We start from the raw sequence: 4,757 nt of genomic DNA, 5'->3' as shown, positions 1-4,757 counted from the left end.
TGCTGATTGCCATCGTCAAGAAGGAGCTGCAACTCGACGCCTCGCTCTACACATTGCTACAGATCCTGTCGGTGTCGGTGTTCGAGAAAACGCCCATTTTATCAACCTTCCGGCCCGACGATCAGGGCATGGCGCAATCCGCCAACGACAAGCAATTGAATTTATTCGGTTTTTAACCGGACACTAGTGAAGCAGCATATCATCGCAAAAGTGGTTTCCACTTTTGCGGATCATGCTCCAGGCTTTCAGTTTGATGACCTCCAGGCCCTGATGCGCCGCTCCGAAAACTGCATGGGTGCGAATGAAGGCTATGTCTATCACTTGCAGTTCACCGCCTGCTCCGGCGTACCGATGACGCAGGCGCCCGGCAGCGCTTTGGCATCGGGCGAGACGGCGATCACCATGAGTTCTTCGGCACGCGGAAACTGTCCCAGCCGCGCCATCATTTGATCCCTGCTCGTGTCGGCGAGTTCCTGATTGGGCATGGGCGGAAGGCCCTGCTCCAGAAGCGCACCGCGGAGCGCAATCATCGCCGCGTCAGATGGATACTTCATCGTCTCTGTCAATTCGGTCATCAGCCTCGCCTTACGTGCATCGTAGGAATCACTAGGGCCCGTGGAAAGAAAGGCTGCATAGGCCTCACGGATTGCCGTCTCGGCGGCGGCCAGCTTGGTCGCCTCAACTTCGCCTACAAAAAACAGAAATCTGTTAGCTCTACCGAAGTTGTCGTAACCTGCGTTGAAGCGATAAGCTGCACGCAGCCTGGTCCGGGCGGCCTCCAGAAGGGGGCCCTCGAGTGCGTTCAATGCATCCAGGATGACGTGGTCTTCAGCCATCACATCCAGATGCGCCGGCGGCTTTTGCCCCAGAAACGCGAGCAGGCTGGCGGTGGCTTCAGGCCTGTGCAGCAGGATACGCCGCGGCGTAAAATCGGCCCTTTGCGTGAGCTTCCTCTCAGCTATGCCTCGCGGCAATCCAGCGAAGAGGGAATCGACTGCCCTGCCCGCCCGCTCACCATCCAGGGGTCCCGCGACGACCACCAGGGCGCAACATGTCCTGAAAGTGGCCGCATGCCAGGAGACCAGATCCTCGCGGGTCACCTCCTGCACGCGTTCAGACGGGCCAGGGTTCATCGCACGCCGGACTGACCCGTCACCGAGCATCGACCACCGCAGGGCATCGAATGCCTGGCCCCATGATCCAGCCATCTGCTCCTTCAGTCCGGCCGCAAAGGTAGAGCGGGCCCGATCCACCCATGCCTCGTCAAAGGACGGCGCGCGAAGATGGGCATTGGCGACGGCGACAGCCCGATCGAGGTTCTCAATTGGTACCGCGAGACTGCCAAACACATGCTCAAGCCCGGGCACTATGTTGCCTTCCGCTTCCAGATCGGCGAATTCCTCAACGACGGCTGCGGGAGGGTAGCCTTCGGCTCCGCCCGTCAGAATGACGTTGGCGCCGACATAGGGAACTGCCTGGTTGCGCTCTTCCAGCATCGCCCATTCGGTCGGCCAGGCCACGCGAATACTCACCCACTCCGTATCCGGAACATTGACAAGCATAAAGGTAATGCCTCCGGGGCTCTTGCCGGCGCTGATCGTATCCGGCGCAGACTGGGCGCTGGGCGGATATCCAAGAACGGCGAGAAGGAGGATGGCCGCGGCAATGGGCTTATTCATGAGGAATATCCTTTCCGATAAAGGTGACCGCGAGCCGCCCCGGCCCTGCAACGGCAGAAAGCAGACCTTCGGTATCGGCTTTGTTGAGTTGCTGCGCCAGAGCGCGCAGGCGCTGTGAGCCGATGGGAAGACGCCGGTTCGCAACACGATCAAGCAGGTTGTCTGCATTTGCTTTCTCGTCGCCATCGTCCGGCGTGTCATCGATGAAACGGCGATGCACGCGCTCGAATGTCGGCTGCGGTATCCCTGCGGCCGTCTGCGCCAGCGCCGTCTCGAGGGCGAATCTCAGTCCGGAGAAGCTCACGCCGCTGTCAGGTTGCAGCCACACGCGGATCTCGGCGTGCCGTTCGTCCAGCGGGAAAATGGCAAGGTCTACAGACTGAGCGATAAAGGCATCGAAGCGGAGTTGCTTGGGAAGGCCGCCGGGTAACGCCGAGATGAGAACATTAAACAGCAGATTGCACCGCAGAACCAGAGCATCATACTGGACCGCCTCCGGCAGCATGACCACCTTCCGCCAGATCATGCGTGGCATTGCGCTGTCCAGCGGATAGAGAAACACCTTCTCGGCGACTCCAGGAAAGCTGAAGGATGGAGGGCGTATGGCACTGCGCCTGGCCATCGCCGGAAAGCCAGAGCCAGCTATCGCATGCTGCAGCGCCCTGTCCGAAATCTCGCCGGTAACGACAAGAATGGCCTTTTCCGGCTGGTGCGTAGCGGCATGGAAGGCCTTCGCCTGTTCATAGGTGATAGCCTTAATCTGATTGCGCGTTCCAAGCACGGAGACCGCCAGACTGTTGCCTGCGTAAAGAAATGCATTCACAGCCTCAAGGGCCAGCCGATCCGGATTGTCGAGCACGGCGAGATCGTATTCATGCTGGATGATGTCACGTTCCGTTTCAGCGAATGCCTGCGGCAATTCGAGCGGCGCGAACACGCTTGCCAGCGTCTTCAACATGCCCGCCAACTCCTCCGGAGGACCCGACAGCCAATAGACCATCACCGTTTCGCTGACGGAGGCCGAACCATGCGGATCCATTTCCCCTGGCGCCTTGCCCAGTACGGAAAGCATAGCCAGGTGCTCCGCATAATGGGCGAGCCCCGGCGTCGCTGCTTCATAGGGAATGAAGATTCGCGCCGTTACGACCCCCTTCTGGCCGTCCGGCTCCGCAAATACCGCGTGCTCCTGGGAACCATCTTGCCCGGAGAAAGCGGTGCGCGGGAACATGGACAGTTGAAGAGCCAGAATGGCGAAGAAACGACGGGAAACAGTTCGCGGCATCAGCGATGTAATCTCCATTTCGGAGATTCATGCAACCAGAATATATGCCGTTACGTCAAGAGACTTCAGCGCAGATCAGGCAATCCCGTACCCTCAGTCCAGAATCGAATCGAGGAAGGAACCGGCACGGTCGAAGCGCTTCTTTTCTTCCCGGAACTTTTCGGCGATCTCGTCGCTGCCGCTGAAGAAGCCGCCCTTTACGATGACGCGGGTGTTGCTCATGCCGGTTTTCTGCACCAGCGCGAAGAGCTTGGCGGCATTGTCGGGCGCGAGCCTCACGCAGCCGTGGGAGGCGCGGCGGCCGAGGCTCTTGACGTGGTAGCTGCCGTGCACGGCGTGGCCACGGCTCGTGAAGAAGATCGAATGCGGCATGGGCGCGTCATCCCATTCCTTGGAGAAATGCGTCTTTTCCAGACGGAAGGGACGGAAATTGCCGCTCGGCGTATCATAGCCGCGGGCCCCGGTTGAGACCTTCCAGCGATAAAGCGTGTCGCCGTCGAGCGACACTGTCATCTTCTGGCTTGCCTTGTTGATGGCGATGATGAGGCGGGGCTCGGGCTTCGGTTTCTTCTTCGCGGGCGGGCTGGCGGCGGGCTTCTGGGGCTTGGCGGGCGTGGTCGCCGCAGCGGCCCCGGGCAGCATCAGGAAGGCCAATCCGGCCAGAATCTCGCGTCGAGAAGCCATATCCCACTCCTGCTGCAACGCTTCGCTGCTTTGAGACAATAATATGCACGATCCCGGCTTTTTCGTGAAGTATCGTCTTGCGCGCGTGATTTGCGCTTTTCCACCCTCTCCGCTATGGACCGCCCATGAACAAACATGTCCCCAAGATCGGGCTTGTCTCGCTCGGCTGCCCCAAGGCGCTGGTCGATTCCGAGCGCATCATCACCCAGCTGCGTGCCGAGGGTTACGTCATGTCGCCCGGCTATGACGATGCCGATGTGGTGATCGTCAACACCTGCGGCTTCCTCGACAGCGCCAAGGCCGAATCGCTCGCCGCCATCGGCGAGGCGATGGAGGAGAATGGCCGGGTGATCGTCACGGGCTGCATGGGGGTCGAGGCCGACACCATCATGAAGGCGCATCCCGGCGTGCTCGCCGTCACCGGCCCGCACCAGTATGAGGCGGTGGTGGGAGCGGTCCACAAGGCGCTGCCGCCGGTGCATGACCCGAAATATGACCTGGTGCCGCCGCAGGGCCTGCACCTGACGCCCAAGCACTATTCCTATCTCAAGATTTCCGAGGGCTGCAACAACCGCTGCTCCTTCTGCATCATCCCTTCGATCCGCGGCGACCTCGTCTCCAGGCCCGTGGCCTCCGTGCTCTATGAGGCGGAGCGGCTGGTGAAGGCCGGGGTGAAGGAACTGCTGGTCATCAGCCAGGATACCTCCGCCTATGGCGTCGACATCAAATACGCCACCTCCAAGTTCCATGGCCGCGAAGTGCGGGCGAAGTTCTATGACATGGCGAAGGAGCTGGGCGAGCTGGGTGCGTGGGTGCGCATGCATTACGTCTACCCCTACCCGCATGTGGACGACGTGATCCCGCTGATGGCGGAGGGCAAGATTCTTCCCTATCTCGACATCCCATTCCAGCATGCGGCACCCAATGTGCTCAAGGCCATGAAGCGCCCCGCCAACCAGGAGAAGGTGCTGGACCGGCTGGCCTCCTGGCGGAAGATCTGCCCGGACATCGCCATCCGCTCCACCTTCATCGTCGGCTTCCCCGGCGAGACGGATGCGGATTTCGAATATCTGCTGGATTGGATGAGGCAAGCCCGCATCGAGCGCGCCGGC

At 60.7% G+C, this 4,757-nt stretch carries 4 protein-coding genes and 1 pseudogene; 2 read left to right on the top strand and 3 right to left on the bottom strand.

Features of this window, described 5'->3' with window-relative positions:
- Positions 1-176 (top strand): annotated as a pseudogene (locus tag ACILRA_RS19910) (IS4 family transposase); the annotation flags it as partial.
- A gap of 141 nt (positions 177-317) precedes the next feature.
- On the opposite strand, the gene ACILRA_RS19905 reads toward ACILRA_RS19910, so the two are convergent.
- The 3 genes from ACILRA_RS19905 to ACILRA_RS19895 all read right to left on the bottom strand — a co-directional run bounded on the left by ACILRA_RS19905 (position 318) and on the right by ACILRA_RS19895 (position 3,645).
- Positions 318-1,133: an insulinase family protein gene (locus ACILRA_RS19905; RefSeq protein WP_395663797.1), complete on the bottom strand. Its 816-nt coding sequence runs from the start codon at positions 1,131-1,133 to the stop codon at positions 318-320.
- 538 nt (positions 1,134-1,671) lie between these two features.
- Entirely contained in the window at positions 1,672-2,979 is a 1,308-nt protein-coding gene (locus ACILRA_RS19900; RefSeq protein ID WP_395663796.1) for a M16 family metallopeptidase, read from the bottom strand.
- 75 nt (positions 2,980-3,054) lie between these two features.
- A complete protein-coding gene (locus ACILRA_RS19895) occupies positions 3,055-3,645 on the bottom strand; it encodes a L,D-transpeptidase (protein ID WP_395663795.1) in 591 nt (196 codons plus the stop codon).
- Positions 3,646-3,770: 125 nt separating this feature from the next.
- Between ACILRA_RS19895 and rimO the strand changes: the two genes are divergently transcribed.
- A partial coding sequence (gene rimO, locus ACILRA_RS19890; RefSeq protein ID WP_395663794.1) for a 30S ribosomal protein S12 methylthiotransferase RimO occupies positions 3,771-4,757 on the top strand: 987 nt, incomplete at its 3' end.

Source organism: Aestuariivirga sp. (assembly GCF_044239095.1).
Lineage (GTDB): Bacteria > Pseudomonadota > Alphaproteobacteria > Rhizobiales > Aestuariivirgaceae > Aestuariivirga.
Note: the sequence above shows the minus strand (reverse complement) of the source record. Positions and strands in the feature narration are given on the sequence as shown.